Source organism: Streptococcus chenjunshii (assembly GCF_003086355.1).
In the GTDB taxonomy this organism is placed as follows: Bacteria; Bacillota; Bacilli; order Lactobacillales; family Streptococcaceae; genus Streptococcus; species Streptococcus chenjunshii.
Map to the genome: position 1 here is coordinate 910,148 of NZ_CP031733.1, position 16,501 is coordinate 926,648.

At 43.5% G+C, this 16,501-nt stretch carries 18 protein-coding genes; 15 read left to right on the forward strand and 3 right to left on the reverse strand.

Translation table 11 applies throughout. From position 1 onward, the window contains the following. Window positions 1-49: 49 nt before the first annotated feature. On the reverse strand, window positions 50-814 hold the full coding sequence (locus DDV21_RS04510) for a CPBP family glutamic-type intramembrane protease (RefSeq protein WP_116878573.1): 765 nt from the start codon (window positions 812-814) through the stop codon (window positions 50-52). Between the two features lie 223 nt (window positions 815-1,037). Then, the gene (locus tag DDV21_RS12060) at window positions 1,038-1,187 is read right to left on the reverse strand and encodes a transposase (protein WP_116878572.1); all 150 of its coding nucleotides are present in this window, start codon (window positions 1,185-1,187) and stop codon (window positions 1,038-1,040) included. A gap of 26 nt (window positions 1,188-1,213) precedes the next feature. Between DDV21_RS12060 and DDV21_RS04520 the strand changes: the two genes are divergently transcribed. Then, window positions 1,214-1,567 carry a TipC family immunity protein gene (locus DDV21_RS04520; protein ID WP_259293884.1) on the forward strand — a complete coding sequence of 118 codons (354 nt, stop codon included), beginning with the start codon at window positions 1,214-1,216 and terminating at the stop codon, window positions 1,565-1,567. A gap of 127 nt (window positions 1,568-1,694) precedes the next feature. On the opposite strand, the gene DDV21_RS04525 is transcribed toward DDV21_RS04520, so the two are convergent. Continuing rightward, entirely contained in the window at window positions 1,695-1,871 is a 177-nt protein-coding gene (locus DDV21_RS04525) for a DUF3042 family protein (RefSeq protein ID WP_116878570.1), read from the reverse strand. Between the two features lie 287 nt (window positions 1,872-2,158). Between DDV21_RS04525 and miaA the strand changes: the two genes are divergently transcribed. The 14 genes from miaA (at window position 2,159) to DDV21_RS04600 (ending at window position 16,292) form a co-directional block, all read left to right on the forward strand. Beyond that, entirely contained in the window at window positions 2,159-3,046 is an 888-nt protein-coding gene (gene miaA / locus DDV21_RS04530) for a tRNA (adenosine(37)-N6)-dimethylallyltransferase MiaA (protein WP_116878569.1), read from the forward strand. A 125-nt stretch (window positions 3,047-3,171) separates the two neighbouring features. Beyond that, complete coding sequence (hflX, locus tag DDV21_RS04535) at window positions 3,172-4,401, forward strand: GTPase HflX (RefSeq protein ID WP_116878568.1); 1,230 nt, start codon at window positions 3,172-3,174, stop codon at window positions 4,399-4,401. After that, window positions 4,394-5,032, forward strand: coding sequence for a cystathionine beta-lyase (locus DDV21_RS04540; protein WP_116878567.1), 639 nt, complete (start codon window positions 4,394-4,396; stop codon window positions 5,030-5,032). The genes hflX and DDV21_RS04540 overlap by 8 nt, the downstream gene beginning before the upstream one ends. 14 nt (window positions 5,033-5,046) lie before the next feature. Next, window positions 5,047-5,976, forward strand: coding sequence for a ribonuclease Z (gene rnz / locus DDV21_RS04545; RefSeq protein WP_116878566.1), 930 nt, complete (start codon window positions 5,047-5,049; stop codon window positions 5,974-5,976). Beyond that, a complete protein-coding gene (locus tag DDV21_RS04550) occupies window positions 5,973-6,731 on the forward strand; it encodes an SDR family NAD(P)-dependent oxidoreductase (protein ID WP_116878565.1) in 759 nt (252 codons plus the stop codon). Before rnz ends, DDV21_RS04550 begins: the two co-directional genes overlap by 4 nt. Next, window positions 6,728-8,932, forward strand: a complete 2,205-nt coding sequence (gene recJ, locus DDV21_RS04555) for a single-stranded-DNA-specific exonuclease RecJ (protein ID WP_116878564.1) — start codon at window positions 6,728-6,730, stop codon at window positions 8,930-8,932. Before DDV21_RS04550 ends, recJ begins: the two co-directional genes overlap by 4 nt. A 162-nt stretch (window positions 8,933-9,094) precedes the next feature. Then, entirely contained in the window at window positions 9,095-9,613 is a 519-nt protein-coding gene (locus DDV21_RS04560; RefSeq protein ID WP_116878577.1) for an adenine phosphoribosyltransferase, read from the forward strand. A 105-nt stretch (window positions 9,614-9,718) separates the two neighbouring features. Beyond that, a complete protein-coding gene (gene metA / locus DDV21_RS04565) occupies window positions 9,719-10,639 on the forward strand; it encodes a homoserine O-acetyltransferase MetA (protein WP_116878563.1) in 921 nt (306 codons plus the stop codon). 126 nt (window positions 10,640-10,765) lie between these two features. Next, window positions 10,766-11,446: a DnaD domain-containing protein gene (locus tag DDV21_RS04570; protein WP_116878562.1), complete on the forward strand. Its 681-nt coding sequence runs from the start codon at window positions 10,766-10,768 to the stop codon at window positions 11,444-11,446. Window positions 11,447-11,706: 260 nt separating this feature from the next. Next, on the forward strand, window positions 11,707-12,405 hold the full coding sequence (locus DDV21_RS04580) for a tRNA (adenine(22)-N(1))-methyltransferase (protein WP_181963486.1): 699 nt from the start codon (window positions 11,707-11,709) through the stop codon (window positions 12,403-12,405). Then, complete coding sequence (locus tag DDV21_RS04585) at window positions 12,392-13,180, forward strand: Nif3-like dinuclear metal center hexameric protein (protein ID WP_116878559.1); 789 nt, start codon at window positions 12,392-12,394, stop codon at window positions 13,178-13,180. The genes DDV21_RS04580 and DDV21_RS04585 overlap by 14 nt, the downstream gene beginning before the upstream one ends. A gap of 378 nt (window positions 13,181-13,558) precedes the next feature. After that, window positions 13,559-14,659 carry an NAD(P)/FAD-dependent oxidoreductase gene (locus DDV21_RS04590; protein ID WP_116878558.1) on the forward strand — a complete coding sequence of 367 codons (1,101 nt, stop codon included), beginning with the start codon at window positions 13,559-13,561 and terminating at the stop codon, window positions 14,657-14,659. A gap of 170 nt (window positions 14,660-14,829) precedes the next feature. Next, window positions 14,830-15,699 carry a glucose-1-phosphate thymidylyltransferase RfbA gene (gene rfbA, locus DDV21_RS04595; RefSeq protein WP_116878557.1) on the forward strand — a complete coding sequence of 290 codons (870 nt, stop codon included), beginning with the start codon at window positions 14,830-14,832 and terminating at the stop codon, window positions 15,697-15,699. Then, window positions 15,699-16,292 carry a dTDP-4-dehydrorhamnose 3,5-epimerase family protein gene (locus DDV21_RS04600; RefSeq protein WP_116878556.1) on the forward strand — a complete coding sequence of 198 codons (594 nt, stop codon included), beginning with the start codon at window positions 15,699-15,701 and terminating at the stop codon, window positions 16,290-16,292. The genes rfbA and DDV21_RS04600 overlap by 1 nt, the downstream gene beginning before the upstream one ends. Window positions 16,293-16,501 lie beyond the last annotated feature (209 nt).

Below are 16,501 nucleotides of genomic sequence, written 5' to 3' on the forward strand. Positions count from 1 at the left end.
TCCACTGAAAATAGTGGTGGAACTTGGTTTAGGAATCTAACCTATTATTTTAAAGACCCAAAAGTAAAAATCGTATGAAATCCACTATGATATGCGCCATTACCGCACTAACCAATCCGCGCTTCCGAAGTAAGAAAGCAAATGGGAGCCCAAAAAGGAAACTGAGAACCAGAACATTTCCTAGTTCAAACTCTTGCCTCGTGAAATGCACCAAGGTATGAGGAACAATCATTATCAGATAGACTAGAAAATTTTCTCCTTTGGAAAACTTTTCTTTCTTGGTCAGACCAACTGCAAACGCAAAGAAGAAAAGGGTAAAAGCTGTTTCTTCAAAAACACCTGCTCGAATAGCATTTAAAATTGGTTGGAAACTGAAAGAAGCTGGCAGACCAATGTTTACTTCAGGCATGGCTATTTTAGCTAGAAAAAGGTTCACACCCCCTAGAAGAAGGCCAGGGATAAGTCCATAAACCATATCTTGATAAAACTTTTGTTTATGATTAGGACATAACAGTTCCTGTAAAATTTCTTTATCCTTCAGCAATAGACAGGAGGCTAAATAGGTTAGGATAGTTATCACAGCCAAAAAAGGGGACGATAAGGCCACTAAACACCCTAGAACTAGCCCAATCAAACAGTCTCTTTTATCTAGTTTGCGAACATTTCTTCCAATAACAAGGGTGGATAGAATAACCAGTAACACCATCCATAAGAAGGCCATATCATTGAAAGAACGACTGGTACCCAGCCAAAAAAGAAGCAATAGAAACAAGGCTAGAGACAGCTTAAGACGGGCTTTACCTCTAGTCTTCATTCTATTACCTCCATTTTTCTATTAAGTCAGTGCCATCTACCAATTCAAAGAGAATGATTATATTTTACCTTTCATTAAATTATTCCTAATATCAATATATGACTATTATATCACAAAATATTGTATCCTGAAAACGATTTCTTCATTTATTATGAGGAGGCAAAGAAGAGAACTCCTTCTCAAAACCCGCTATCCTGAAACGGGTACATCATTTGTTAGGTGTTCACCATTGACAGCCTGTTTTGGTGATGTACAGCGTCGCATTAACGCGTTCTCGTTTAGACCATTTATAGGTGCGGTGGTTAGAGAAACAGGGTTCAAGCTTAGCCCATTCTTGATCAGTTAAATCGGTATCGTAGATTTTTCTTGTCATAGCTTTAGTTTAACATTTTTTTGTGAATACAGGTTCTTAATTTTGAAAGGCGATACCGTACGATGTCTATTTCTTTTAAAAGAGAGATAGGGACAGGTGTAAAAATATGGGTTTTTAGTAAATATATCGCAAAGTCAAAAACATTTGAAAAAAAAGTTCAAATTATCGAGCAAGGCGACCCTGACAATTATATTGATAAAGCTTCACAAGTCAAGAAATATTTAGCTGACTACGGCATTAGGGCAGCCGACTTGGACCGCTACTATGATGAGATAATCAACCAGAAAGTGCTGACTGACTGGTGCGCGATCTATGACAGCAAGTATTCTCCTGCTGATTACGGTCATGTTAAGGTCGTAACAGAGTGGGAGAAGTGGTGAAGAACCGCATTTGAAGCAGTAAAAAGCACAGCTAAGGCAGAGAAATGTTAATTAAAATAAGAGCCCCCGGAAAGTCAGAATAATCTGATTTTCTGGGAGCTCTTATCTGTTTTAAAGATAGCTAATATTAGTGTGCGACACGCTTGCGGGCAGCTTTTTTACGGTTTTCTTCAATGAAAGCTGCTTTTTCCTCTTCCGGGTCAATAATGGTTTTCTTAACTGCAAAAACAGCTCCGGCAACAGTAGCCGCAGTTGCCAGTACACCAGTTGCCAGACCTTTAGCAAATGCAAATTTTTTAGCCATAATGATGTCTCCTTTAATTTATGATGAGCTGAATCAAACTTTTTTGGAAGCCGTACATTTGCCGTTAGATATCTGTATACGTTCATTAGCTAAAAAGAAAGCTGGAGCTGTTTTACTGCTCTGCCGCTTACTTTCCCGCATCAAGTTGTTTTAATTTTTTATAGCAAATATTAGGCTGATGATGAGTTTTTCTCAGCTCTTCCTTATGATATAATAATGGTAGCGAAAAAAAACTGAAATAGCAAGTGAAAAGCTTTTTATGCTGCTATGAAGAGGAGAGTTGAGAGATGGTGCAAAAACTGCTTGTTTTAGTCGGGCCGACAGCAGTGGGAAAAACAGCTCTGGGCATTGAGCTGGCACAAAAATTTAAAGGTGAAATTATCAGCGGTGACAGTCAGCAGGTCTACCGCAGGCTTGATATTGGAACGGCCAAAGCGACTCCAGAAGAGCAAGCTTTGGTTCCTCATCATTTGCTTGATGTCCGCGATATCACACAGACCTACTCAGCCTATGACTTTGTTCAGGAAGCACAGACCGCTGTTAAAGAAATAGCGGAGCGCGGAAAAGTTCCTCTTATTGTCGGCGGTACGGGGCTTTATATCCAAAGTTTTCTGGAGGGCTATCATTTAGGCGGTCAGCTTAATCAAAAAGACGTTTTGGCTTACCGGCAGGAATTGGAAAGTCTTTCTGACGCTGCTTTATTTGAAAAAGCAGCAGCCTTGAAGCCGGACATCCCTCAGCCTAACCGGAGGCGCCTTATCCGTGCATTAGAATTAGCACAATTTAGTCAGGGAGAGCTCAGCAACCATCAGGTTGATTACCGTCCTCTGCTTATCGGTTTGAATACTGAAAGAACAGAGCTCTACCGGCGAATTGATCAGCGGGTAGACAGCATGCTTCAGCAGGGCTTGCTGACAGAAGCCAAGTGGCTTTATGATAACTATCCGCATGTTCAGGCTAGCCGTGCCATTGCTTATAAAGAATTTTTCCCGTATTTCGCAGGAACGGAAAGCCTGGAGCAGGCAGTCAGCAAGCTCAAGCAGAACAGCCGCCGTTTTGCCAAACGACAGCTGACTTGGTTCAGAAATAGGATGCAGGTTCCTTTTTTTGATATTGCTGATTCAGAGATTAAATTCAAAATTAACCAAATTGTAACAGATTTTTTAGAAAGCTAGAGACTGAAATAGCTCCCCCTTTTCAGTCTTTTTTATCTGGGAATTTGGTACCGGAAGACCTCTTTTTCAGTCTGTTTTGTGGTATAATATAAGCTGTCACTATTAGGCTTGGAAGGGGTGATGCCATGCTTGCAACAGCACCAAAACAGGAACGTGTGCTGCTCTTTGGTGTTGAGCTGCCGCAGGCTGTTCATTTTTCGCTTTCCATGGAGGAATTAGCTAAACTTGCACAGACAGCCGGCGCTTATGTGGTGGCAAGCGGCAGTCAGAAGCGCACCAAGTATGACAGCAGATTTTTGCTTGGTTCTGGGAAATTGGCAGATTTGAAGTCTCTTATCAAAGAAAAGCAGATTGACACCTTGATTATGAATAACCGGCTTAGTCCCAGACAGCACAATAATTTGGAGGCTGCTCTCAATCTGAAAGTACTTGATCGGATGCAGCTGATTTTAGATATTTTTGCTCTGCACGCCCGCAGTCATGAGGGGAAGCTTCAGGTTCAGCTGGCTCAGCTGAACTATCTGCTGCCCAGACTTACCGGGAACGGTCTCTTTCTAAGCCGGCAGGCTGGCGGAATTGGCAGCAGAGGTCCGGGAGAAAGCCAATTGGAACGCAGCCGCCGTTCGATTCGCAGTCAGATTGTATCTATTGAACAAGAACTCAGGCAAATCAGCCAAAAACGTCAGCTCCTTCGCGAGCAGCGTTCAGGAACTGAAATCTTTAAAGTCGGATTAGTCGGCTATACCAATGCCGGAAAGTCAACCATAATGAACCTTTTAACCAAAGGGGACGAATATGCTGCAGACAGTTTATTTGCGACCCTCGATTCATCTACTAAGCAGCTTTACCTGCAGGGGCGGTTTCAGGCTGCTATAACAGATACGGTCGGCTTTATTCAGGATTTGCCAACCGAACTGATTGCTGCTTTTAAGTCAACGCTGGAAGAAAGCCGGCAGGCTGACTTGCTGCTGCATGTCATTGATGCCAGCAATCCTGATCATGTAGCGCAGGAAGAAGCTGTCTTAAACATTTTAAAGGACTTGGATATGCTTTCGATTCCGCGTTTAACCGTTTATAATAAGCAGGACCTGGCGGAGGATTTTAGGGCAACCATTTTTCCGCATATCTCTATTTCAGCACGGCAAAAAAGGAGCAAACAGCTCCTGCGTCAGTCTCTTATTGCTGAAATTAAGAAACATTTCACCGCTTTCTCACTGCAGCTTCCTGCTGACCAACGGTACAGACTTTATGAACTGGAAAAATATGCTTTTTTAGATGCCTCTGCTGACTTGCAAACAGTGACAGGCCATATTGCGGCAGAAAACAAATGGAGACTAGAAGAATTTTATGACTGATTATATTGCCTTAGGACTGAAATACGGCGGTTTTACACAGCTGGACCGAGCTTATCTGCAGCATGTGCTGTCGCATCTTTCTTCTGAAGAGGATAAGCTGACCTTTATTACACCGCCTCCCAGTGTCATTAATGCTTATTTTGCGGAAATATACCAAAAACAGTCGCCTAAAGCGGCTACTGACTATTATTTTGATTTATCAAAAGAACTGCATTTGATGACAGCAGCCCCTTCTTTTAAAGAAGAAAAACCATTTGTCCGCCTAAATTTATCGGGAAAAGCTTACGGTTTTGTCTACGAAAATCAAAAGGAAGAAGCGCATGTTTTTGCAGAAAAGGCAGAAGAAATAACAGACTCCCTTCTTTTTGATTTAGCGAGGATTTTCCCGCAGTATAAAATTTATCTTGATAAGAATAGGATCAAAATGGCTCCGCTTGTCTTTTCAGAGACTGTCCGCAAAGATTTGACTCCTCAATCCAGTCAGCTCAGTCAGGCGGCAGAAATGGCGGATAAGACGGTTAGGGTTAGCGGCTTTAACCAAGAAGAGGTTTTGGAACTGGCGGCTCCTTTTTCAGGGCAGAAATACTATAGTTTTGTTCAGCGTCAGGCCATTATTTACATAAAAAAATAGAAAGTTTAGAACGTATGGAATTACAATTTTTAGGAACAGGAGCAGGGCAGCCGGCTAAGATGCGCAATGTGTCCAGTCTGGTGCTTAAATTGTTGGATGAAATTAATGAAATTTGGATGTTTGACTGCGGCGAAGGGACTCAGCGGCAAATTTTGGCAACAGCCATTAAACCGCGTAAAATAAAAAAGATTTTTATTACCCACCTGCACGGCGATCATATTTTTGGCTTGCCGGGTTTTTTGTCGAGCAGGGCTTTTCAAGCCAATGAAGAGCAAACGGCTATTGACATTTACGGGCCTGCCGGCATTAAAAATTATGTAACAGCCAGTCTGAGAACGGCAAAGACCCGTCTTCCTTATCCTCTCCGCTTTCATGAACTGAATGAAAAATCGTTGGGCAAAATCATGGAAACGGAAAAATTTACAGTTTACGCTGAAAAACTGGATCACAGTATTTTTTGTGTCGGTTACCGTGTCATGCAAAAAGATTTAGAAGGAACTTTGGACGCAGAAGCATTAAAAGCAGCCGGAGTGCCCTTTGGACCGCTTTTTGGCAAGATTAAGCAGAGTCAGGACATTGTTCTTGAAGATGGGCGCCATATTGCAGCTCAAGACTATATCTCTGCTCCTAAAAAAGGTAAGGTCATTACAATCTTGGGAGATACACGCAGAACGGATGCCAGTATTCGTCTGGGTCTGGGTGCCGATGTTCTTGTCCACGAATCAACCTATGGGAAAGGCGATGAAAAAATTGCCAAGGCGCATGGGCATTCCACGAATATGCAGGCAGCAGCAGTTGCTAAAGAAGCTTTTGCTAAACGTTTGCTTCTGAATCATATCAGTGCGCGCTTTCTTGCTCGCGATTGCCGCAAGTTAGAAGCTGATGCGAAGACCGTTTTTGAGCAGACGCATTTAGTCAAAGATTTTGAAGAGGTGACGGTATGAGAACCATCGTTATTACAGGGGCTAGCGGCGGTCTTGCTCAGGAAATTGTTCGGCAGCTTCCCGACGCAGACCGCTTGATTCTTTTGGGGCGCAACAAAAAACGGTTAGAAACACTTTATAAGGAACGGACAAACACGGCGTGTCTGGAACTGGATATTAGCGATGATATGGCCGTAGAACAGATGGTTGCTTCTATTTACCAGCAGTTTGGGCCGATTGATGTTTTTATCAATAATGCTGGTTTTGGCGATTTTAGAGCATTTAAGGCTTATAAAAGCGAAGATGTTCGGGACATGTTTGCCGTAAATACCTTTGCGACTATAACATTTTCGCGCCTAGTCGGTGCGAGAATGTCAGAGAGGGGCCAGGGACATCTGATTAATATTGCCAGCATGGCCGGACTCATTGCGACCAGCAAAGCCACTGTCTATTCCGCAACCAAGTTTGCTGTAATTGGTTTTTCCAATGCCCTGCGTTTGGAATTGGCTGATAAAAATGTTTATGTGACAACGGTCAATCCGGGTCCTGTTGCAACTAAATTTTTTGATCAGGCAGATCCATCAGGTGCTTATTTAAAAAGTGTAGAAAGGTATACACTGCCGGCTGCGTCTGTAGCCAAAAAAATTGTTAAGATTCTCGGGAAAAACAAACGGGAGCTCAATTTACCCTGGTTTTTAGCCCTCACCTATAAAGTTTATGTTCTTTTTCCCAGGCTGTCAGATTTTTTAGCCAGAAAGGTGTTCAATTATAAATGATTTCAGCAAAATATAACTGGAAGATAGCTGATCAAAAGCCTGAGTCGGATTTTTTAAAACTGCTTCAAAAAGAAAAGCTCACTGAAGAGGCAGGGACTATTCTTTATCGGCGCGGTATCGACACTGCTGAGAAATTACACGCTTTTCTGCAGGCCGATCTGTCGGATCTGCATGATCCTTATTTGCTTTATGATATGGAAAAGAGCGTCAGCCGTATCCGACAGGCTATTGAAAATGGGGAGCGTATTCTGATTTACGGCGATTATGATGCTGACGGTATGACAGCAGCCTCTGTGATGAAAGAAGCTTTGGAAATGCTTGGAGCTGAGGCCCGCGTTTATCTGCCTAACCGATTTACAGACGGATACGGTCCCAATAAATCGGTTTACAAATATTTTGCGGAACAGGAAGACATTTCGCTCATTATTACCGTAGATAATGGTGTGGCTGGCCATGAAGCTCTCGCTTATGCGCATAAGCAGGGGCTGGATGTTATTGTGACAGATCATCACAGTATTCCTGATGAACTGCCTGAAGCCTATGCTATTGTTCATCCCCAGCATCCTGAAAGCACCTATCCTTTCAAGGATTTGGCGGGCTGCGGTGTCGCTTTTAAATTGGCTTGTGCCCTGCTGGAGTCTGTTCCAGCAGAATTGCTTGATTTAGTTGCTATAGGAACTATTGCCGACATGGTCAGTCTGACCGATGAAAACCGTATTATGGTCAAGTTAGGTCTGCAGGTTTTAAAGACAGGCGAACGTTTTGGTCTGCAGGAATTGCTGCGTCTGTCTCAGGCTGATGCTGATCAGCTTAACGAAGAAACGGTGGCTTTTAAACTGGCTCCTCAGCTCAATGCCCTCGGGCGTTTGGCTGATCCTAACCCTGCAGTTGATCTTTTAACGGGTTTTGATGAAGAGGAAGCGCAGGAGCTGGCTCTTATGATTTATGATAAAAATGAAGAGCGCAAACAGATCGTTGAGACAATTTTTCAGGAAGCAATGACCTTGGTTGACACAAGCCAGCCTGTCCAGATTTTAGCCAAGTCCGGATGGCATCCCGGGGTTTTGGGGATTGTTGCCGGCCGGATATTAGAAGAGCTGAATCAGCCCGTTATTGTTCTTAATATTGAAGACGGGATAGCCAAAGGCAGTGCCAGAAGTGTGGCAGCGCTTGATATTTTTCAGGCTTTAACCAACCGCAGGGACCTTTTTATAGCTTTCGGCGGTCACAGCGGTGCTGCTGGGATGACCCTGGCAGCAGAGAAACTTCCTGATCTGTCGCAGGCCTTATCCGATTATATCGCTGCTGAGGCCATCAATCTTAGCCAAAAAAGAGTTTTGCAGATGGACGCGAATCTTGATCTATCATCTCTGAGCCTCGACACGGTGGCGAGTCTTACTAGGCTAGCTCCTTTTGGCATGGATAATAAGAAACCTGTTTTTCATTTAACAGATTTTATAGTGAAACAGGCAAGAACTATGGGACAGCAGGGAAAGCATCTCAAACTAAAAATTGCTCAGGGCGAGGCTGTATTTGACCTTGTGGCTTTTAATCGGGGCAGTCAGCTGCAGGAATTTCAGCAGGCGCAAAATCTGGAATTGGCGGTAACCCTGTCGGTCAACCGTTGGAATGGCCAGACTGCACTGCAGCTCATGCTGGAAGATGCTCGAGTCGAAGGTGTTCAGCTGTTGGATATCCGTTCAAATAAGAGTTCTCTTCCTGCTGATGTCCCTGTCTTGACAGCAGACAGTCAGAGCAAAGAAGTTGTGCTGCTGAATGTTCCTGAAAATCCGGAAGATTTAAAAGCCCTTTTTGCCGGCAAGGTCTTTGATGTCATTTATTTTAAAAACCGGATAGAACATCAATATTATCTGACTGGCTATGGGACGCGTGAGCAATTTGCCAAACTCTACAGGACGATTTATCAGTTTCCGGAATTTGATGTCCGCTATAAACTGAAAGAACTGGCTTCCTACCTCAAAATCCCTGATATTCTCTTGGTTAAAATGATTCAAATTTTTGATGAACTGGATTTTGTAAGGATTGCAGACGGGGTGATGACTGTTAATAAAAAGGCGGAAAAACGTGAGATTGCTGACAGCCGGATTTACCAAGATTTAAAGCAGCTTGTTAAGTTTCAGGAACTTATGGCCTTAGGGACGCCGCAGGAAATATATGATTTTTTAAAGGGGAATGAGTGAGCATCAGGCTTCTAGTTTTAAACAGGAGGTTCTGCGGCTGACAATGTCCGGTTTATTGGCAGAGGAATCATCTTTCTTTTAGATTAAAGATGTCTAAAACAAGATTTCGTGCTATAATAAAGAGTAAACGATTTTTTGGCAGATGCCCTAGAAAGTAAAAGAATGGATTTAGAAAATTATATTGCAACAATTAAGGATTATCCGCAGGAAGGCGTGCTTTTCCGCGATATCAGCCCTCTGATGGCTGATGGCAATGCCTACAGCTATGCTGTCCGTGAGATTGTCCAGTATGCTACAGATAAGAAAATCGACATGGTGGTCGGCCCTGAAGCGCGTGGTTTTATTGTCGGCTGTCCTGTTGCTTTTGAATTAGGTATTGGTTTTGCCCCTGTCCGTAAACCAGGCAAACTGCCGCGTGAGGTTGTCTCTGCGGATTATCAAAAAGAGTATGGTCTCGATACCTTAACGATGCATGCTGATGCGATTAAACCGGGTCAGCGGGTTCTGATTGTTGATGATTTGCTGGCTACCGGCGGCACCGTAAAGGCGACAATTGAAATGATTGAGAAGCTTGGCGGCATTGTAGCAGGCTGTGCTTTTCTGATCGAACTGGATGGTCTGAACGGGCGCGATGCTATCGCTGGGTACGATACCAAGGTTCTGATGAAATTCCCTAGTTGACCTATAGTTTGTAACTATATCTAACTACAAAAATAACATAATTGAAAACTATATCGGCATATTTTATAATCTTAAGTAAAGGATTATAGAAACGGAGATATTTTCATGCCGATTAAACTTGACAGAGAACTGCCGGCGCTTGCTATTTTACGTTCTGAAAATGTCTTTATCATGGATAATAAGAGGGCCCGCCAGCAGGATATCCGGCCGATAGAAGTCGTTATCGTTAACCTGATGCCCACCAAAGAAGCGACCGAAACACAGCTTCTGCGTTTGCTGGCCAATACCCCTTTACAGATTAATGTCGATTTTCTGCACATGGCCAGCCATAAGTCCAAAAACACAAGAGCAGAGTATCTGACGGACTTTTATAAAACGTTTGCTGATATTGAGCATAACTATTATGACGGTCTCATCATTACCGGTGCACCTGTAGAAACACTGCCTTTTGAAGAGGTAGACTACTGGCAGGAACTGTGTCAGGTTTTTGCCTGGTCAAAAACGCATGTTTACTCTACTTTGCACCTATGCTGGGGAGCACAGGCCGGTCTTTACTATAAATACGGTCTTAATAAAGTTCTGCTGAAAAAGAAGCTGTCCGGAATTTATCAGCAGCAGGTGAAAGAAAAACGGAGTCCTCTTATGCGGGGATTTGATGACCGATTTGCTGCACCGCATTCGCGCTATACAGAAGTGCCGGCGGAAGAAATTGCGGCCAAGACTGAACTGGACGTTCTGGCTTCAGGCAGTGAAGTTGGTTTATCGATTTTAGCCAGCAAAGACTTACGTGAAGTGTACAGTTTCGGCCATTTGGAATATGACAGAGAAACATTGCTGAAAGAGTACCAGCGCGACAGGAAAGCCGGTAAAACGGTTTCTGTTCCGGAACATTATTTTCCAGCTGACAACCCTCAGAGAACTCCGATGATGACGTGGAATCTGGCTGCAACGACTTTCTTCAGCAACTGGATTAATTATGCAGTTTATCAGGAAACACCTTATCGTTTGGAAGAACTAAAAAAATGACCTGCTCAAAGGGATAAAAAGTATCCGGAATGAAAAAAGAAAGGAGATGCTCAGGAACGGTATCTCCCGCTTTTCTCTCTTAAGGGCAGCTGTGCTTTTTTTGTCTTAAAGCAGGAAGGAGAAGTTATGGGCTTTTCAGAATATTATCAATCAGGAAATTTAGTCTTACCGGGCGCCTTACTGTTTCATTTTAAAGATATTTTTCCTAAAGCAGATGATTTTTTAGTATGGCAGTTTTTTTATTTGCAAAATACCAGTAAGCTGGATGATTTAGCACCGAGTCAAATTGCTTCGGCTTTAGGAAAAACGGTTGCTGAAATCAATCGTTCCATTTCTGATTTAACTGCCCAGGAGCTGCTGGATATGAAGACCATAGAGCTTGATGGAGAGATTGAGGTTATTTTTGATGCCAGCCCCGCCTTCGCTAAATTAGATGCTCTGCTGCAGGAAGCCTCTATGCCAGAAACCAATGCTAAGCCGGACAATGCCCTTAAAGCTTTGGTTCAAGACTTTGAACGTGAGTTGGGCCGGCTCCTCAGTCCTTTTGAATTAGAAGATTTGCAAAAGACCATTGAAGAGGACAGGACCGATCCGGATTTGGTACGGGCGGCTTTGCGTGAAGCTGTCTTTAACGGAAAAACCAACTGGAATTACATTAATGCTATTTTGCGCAACTGGCGCCGTGAAGGACTGACAACTCTTCGTCAGGTTGAAGAGCACCGCAGACAGCGTGAAGAAAGCCAGGCAGCAGATGTGACGGTTTCTGATGATTTTCTGCAGGCTATGGATCTTTGGGGTGAGCAGTAAATCCAGCCGACAGTTGGCAAAGCGGACTGTTAACAGGAGTGTTTTCTGACGCTTGGGAAGCGGCAGCAGACAGCTCCTTTTCATTTATTTGCTGCTTTTGTTTTTTATGAGAGCAGGCAAAAATGGTCAGACGGCCAGCAGCTGTTTCGCTTCTGTCTGCTGTTCTTATTTTAAAATAAAGCAGAGTTGATCCCATTTTTAAGCAGCTGGTTCTACTAGTATGAAAAGCATCTATACGAATTACCGTGAAAAAACAAAAGATAAAAGGAGTAAGGATGGAGTTAGTGTTATCGCAGCGTTTAAAAGCTGTTTCTGAATTTGTTCCTCAAGGGAGCCGGCTTTTGGATATCGGGAGCGATCATGCCTATTTGCCGCTCTTTCTGCTGCAAAAAGGCCGGATTGATTTTGCGGCAGCCGGAGAGGCTGCACACGGCCCTTATCAGTCTGCGCTGAAAAATGCTGCGGACTACGGCTTCACAGGTAAACTAACTGTCCGTCTGGCAGACGGCTTAGCTGCTTTGGACCCATCTGACCGGATCTCTGTTCTTACTATTTGCGGTATGGGCGGCCGGCTTATTGCTGCTATTTTGGAAGCAGGCAAGCAGAAATTAGATTCTATTTCCCGTCTCATTTTACAGCCTAATAATTGTGAAGATACTGTGCGCAGCTGGCTGACTGAGAATGGTTTTGCCCTTAAGGCTGAGAAGCTTGTCAGAGAGAATAAGAAATTCTATGAGATTTTGGTTGCTGAACCGGGTCACATGGTTCTGTCATCAAAGGATTTACGTTTCGGCCCTTTTCTTAGCCAGGAGCAGTCAGCTGTTTTTAAAAGCAAGTGGCAGGCTGAACTCGGTAAATTAGAAGTCATTTCTTCTCAGCTTCCGGATTATCATACTGACCGCCCGGTATTGAATCAAAAGATTGAAGCTATCAAGGAGGTTATTGATGAAAGCAAGTGATATTATCGCTTTTTATGAAGCGTACTGTCCCAGAGAACTTTCCTTAGAAGGGGATATCTCAGGTTGGCAGATCGGTCGTCCCGATAAGGATGTTGAAACACTGATGCTGGCTCTGGATATTCGAGAAGCTACGGTTGCCGAGGCGATAGCTAAGAAAGTTGATTTAATTATTGTCAAACACGCTCCGATTTTTAAACCGCTGACAGATTTAACTGCCAGTCCGCAGAACCACATCTATCTGGACTTAATCAAGCATGATATCGCCGTCTATGTCAGCCATACCAATATTGATGTGGTTCCTGACGGTCTAAATGACTGGTTCTGCGATAAGCTCGATATCTCTTCCACAGAGATTCTCTCACCGACTGAAAACGGCTTCGGTATTGGCCGCATTGGGACTGTAGAAGCTCAGACATTAGCAGATTTTGCACGCAAAGTCAAACAAGTCTTTCAACTGGATGCTGTCCGCCTTATTAGCTATGGCTGTAATGAGAAACTTATCAAGCGTGTGGCAATATGCGGCGGAAGCGGTGCTGGTTTTTATCGTGATGCACTGGCAAAAGGTGCTGATGTCTATATAACGGGAGATATATACTATCATACTGCTCAGGAAATGCTGACTGAGGGGCTGCTGGCCATTGATCCCGGCCACCATATTGAAGTCCTCTTTGTAGAGAAACTGGCGGAAAAATTTCAAATTTGGCAGCACGAAAATCATTGGGACATTACTGTTATCGGCAGTCAGGCCAGCACAAACCCCTTCAGCCATTTATAACTCTGTTTGAGTGGGAGGCTGCCTTTTTATTGAGACAGGCCCCTGTAACGACTGTCAATCACAAAAAACTTCCTGAAAAAGCAGAAGTATGCCAAAATGAGCTGACTATTATATTCATTATAAGTATAAGAAAGAAAGCTGAACACGGCCTAAAATCCTAGTGAAAAAGATGAAGTCCGTCGTGATGCAGGACATCGCTTATCCTTCCCTATTTTCCTACGGATTTTTTCACGGCCTTTGTATCTTGATGAATTGAACACGGCCTAAAATCCTAGTGAAAAAGATGAAGTCCAGCGCGATGCAGGACATCGCTTGTCCTTCCCTATTTTCCTACGGATTTTTTTACGGTCTTTGTATCTTGATGAAAAGGAGAGTGTCTTGAGAGTTGCTATAGTAGGTGCCGGAGCAGTAGGAGCAACGGCTGCTTATTATCTTGCTAAAAACCGGCATATCAATATTACTGTTTTTGATGAGGGGCTGGGGCAGGCTACTCAAGCTGCTGCTGGCATTATCAGTCCTTGGTTTTCTAAACGGCGCAATCGGTCTTGGTATCATCTGGTTCGCTTAGGTGCGGACTTTTATCAGGATTTAGTTGCTGATTTACAGCAAGAAGGGCAGCAAGCCGATTTTTACCAGCAGACAGGTGTCTATATTATCAAAAAAGATGAGGACAAACTGAAGGATCTTTATGATTTAGCCCTTTCGCGCCGAGATGAAGCGCCGCTGATTGGGGATCTGAAATTACTGTCAAAAAGCGAAGCTATAAAGGATTTTCCGGATTTACAAGGGTTTGAAACTTTACTTTATGCATCCGGCGGCGCTCGTGTCGAAGGAGCATTATTGGTAAAAACACTGCTTAGAGCCAGCCGGGCTGACATTATTAAGAAGAAAGTGTCTCTAAGTCTGGAAGGTAAGGATTATGTCATTGATGGGCAGCATTTTGATACTGTTATTTTGGCTGCAGGAGCTTGGCTTGGTCAAATTTTGGCGCCTTTGGGCTATCAATTGGATTTGCGTCCTCAAAAAGGTCAGCTCCGCGATTACTATTTTTCTGATTTGGATACTGCAACCTACCCTGTGGTCATGCCTGAAGGGGAATTAGATATTATTCCTTTTCCTTCCGGGCAAATCAGCATCGGTGCGACACATGAAAATGATAAGGGGTTTGACCTGTCAGTCGACACTGCTTTGCTGAATGATTTTGAGATTCAGGCACAACATTATTTCCCTTATCTTAAAAATGCGTCATCTTTTAAAGAGCGGGTAGGGATCCGTGGCTATACGAGTGATTTTTCGCCATTTTTTGGCCCCGTTCCTGATTTAATAAACACTTATACAGCAGGCGGGCTGGGATCAACAGGACTGACAGCCGGGCCACTGCTTGGCTGGCAGCTGGCGCAGTTAGCCCAAGGCCGAGAACCGCTTTTGAACTTAGAAGATTATGCTGTAGAAAATTATATTGTTAAAACGTATCAGTAAGCAGGCTGTTTATAAAAATAAGGCATCACTTAAAATAACTGGCATTGTAAACAATCAGACAGTTTTCTGTTTTTTATCTGTTTAATGTGTAAGCCTGTCAGGAAGTAAGTGACAGCCTTTTTTATTTATGTTAGAATAAAGTGACAGAAATGACAAAGAGAGGAATCTTTATGAAAGGAATAATTCTTGCCGGCGGTTCAGGAACACGTCTTTATCCGCTGACGCGCGCTGCCTCAAAACAGCTTATGCCAATCTATGACAAGCCCATGATTTATTATCCGCTGTCTACATTGATGTTAGCCGGGATTAAGGACATTCTGATTATTTCAACTCCGCAGGATTTGCCGCGTTTCCGGGAACTCCTGCAGGACGGTTCTGAGTTTGGCATTAAGCTTTCTTATGCTGAACAGCCAAGTCCGGACGGCTTGGCGCAGGCTTTTATCATCGGTGAAGATTTTATCGGTGAAGACCGTGTGGCTCTTATTTTAGGAGACAATATTTATTATGGCCCCGGACTTTCGAGAATGCTGCAAAAGGCGGCCGCCAAAGAAAAAGGAGCCACTGTTTTTGGTTATCAGGTTAAAGATCCGGAACGTTTTGGTGTCGTTGAATTTGATGACAGTATGAATGCTATCTCTATCGAAGAGAAGCCGGCAGTGCCAAAATCGAATTTTGCTGTAACCGGTCTGTATTTTTATGATAATGATGTTGTTAAAATTGCCAAGAATATTAAGCCTTCGCCTCGAGGCGAGCTTGAAATTACTGATGTTAACAAAGCTTATCTTGATCGCGGCGATTTGTCGGTAGAGGTGATGGAGCGTGGATTTGCCTGGCTGGATACGGGGACCCATGAAAGTCTGCTGGAAGCAGCGCAGTATATTGAAACCGTTCAGCGGATGCAAAATTTACAGGTAGCCAATCTTGAAGAGATTGCCTACCGCATGGGTTATATAACAGCTGACGATGTGCGTAAATTAGCACAGCCGCTTAAGAAAAATGAATACGGGCAGTATCTGCTCCGTTTGATTGGAGATAATTAATGACTGAACAATTTTTTGAAAAGGAACTGGCAGTTCGTCATATTGAAGCTATCCCAGGTATGCTGGAGTTTGATATCCCTGTCCACGGCGACAATCGCGGCTGGTTTAAAGAAAACTTCCAAAAGGAAAAAATGCTGCCTCTCGGTTTTCCGGAAAGTTTCTTTGCAGAAGGCAAACTCCAAAACAATGTTTCCTTCTCACGTAAAAATGTATTGCGTGGTCTCCATGCTGAACCTTGGGATAAATACATCTCAGTTGCTGATGAAGGCAGGGTTCTCGGTTCTTGGGTTGATTTGCGCGAAGGCAGCAGTTTTGGTCATGTCTATCAAACAATCATCGATGCTTCAAAAGGAATCTTTGTTCCCCGTGGTGTAGCAAATGGCTTTCAGGTTTTGTCTGATAAGGTTGCTTACAGTTATCTGGTCAATGATTATTGGGCATTGGAGCTCAAGCCTAAGTATGCCTTTGTCAACTACGCTGACCCAGCTCTCGGCATTAAATGGGAAAATTTGGCAGAAGCAGAAGTTTCAGAAGCAGATAAGAACCATCCGCTCTTGAAAGATGTCAAACCTTTGAGGAAAGAAGACCTCTAATGTTCGCTGTTTTTTTACAAATTGCAGAGCAGTTAAACAAGCTGGGAATCACTCCCTTGTTAATGGGTTCAGTTGGTTTGGAAAGGCGAACTGGGCGAGATTGGCTAGCACGGGACTTGGATATTCACGTTCCCAGTGACCCCAGAGGTTGGGATGCTCCAGATGAGGAGCGAATTTACCGTTTTGATGAACTCAATGCTATCATGGAA